At 63.3% G+C, this 661-nt stretch carries 1 protein-coding gene; it reads right to left on the minus strand.

All coding sequences use genetic code 11. The features are described 5' to 3' along the window. Nucleotides 1-313: 313 nt before the first annotated feature. On the minus strand, nt 314-661 hold a 348-nt coding region (locus tag AB4Y64_RS17720), incomplete at its 5' end, for a hypothetical protein (RefSeq protein WP_441817764.1).

Genomic DNA, 661 nt, shown 5'->3' on the forward strand with positions numbered 1-661 from the left:
TAGGCCTAGCGCCGCAACCGGAGCCAAGAACTGCGGCCGRCTGCTCTTCCATGACCTAACCCCCGGGCGGGAATGTATCAGCTCGCCGTGCCCCGCGCCGCCGAAGACCGGGGGCCTGCCGAAGGGGGAAGWCAGCCGCCGGCAATGAGCTCGACTGGGGGCGTTGTACGCATGACCGAAGCACAAAGCGRGCGAGCATGAGCCCCGACATCGCGTCGCTCCCTCGACCTGGCCGCRCGGCTGCGACTACSTGCCTAACGCCTGAATTAAGCCGCGCCGCGGAGCGGCGTCGGCTTGAATGAAATGTTAGGGCTCACCCCGTGTAACCGAACTTGCTGATGAATAGCGCAAGGAGTCCCTCCGGCGACGTTACCTCCGCTGGAACCGGGACGCCAGAGGCCCGCTCCAAGAAGGAGCGCAGGACCTGTGCTAGCTGCTCCCGGCGCGGCAGTTCTGAAAGATAGCCAGGAATGCTCACAACAGGCTCGGTGGAGACTAGCTCGAGCAAGAATCCAGCGCTGTCGTAGGCGACGTACTCATTGTTGCGAACATCGATCGGCTCAAGGTAGCGAGAGGCGGCCTCAACCGAGGGGAAGAGGCTGATGTCTCCGTGCTCGTCGATTACGATCGGCGGATGCATGTCTTCGTGAGTCCTAACGCC

The organism is Lysobacter sp. TAF61 (genome assembly GCF_052113485.1).
Lineage (GTDB): Bacteria > Pseudomonadota > Gammaproteobacteria > Xanthomonadales > Xanthomonadaceae > Lysobacter_J.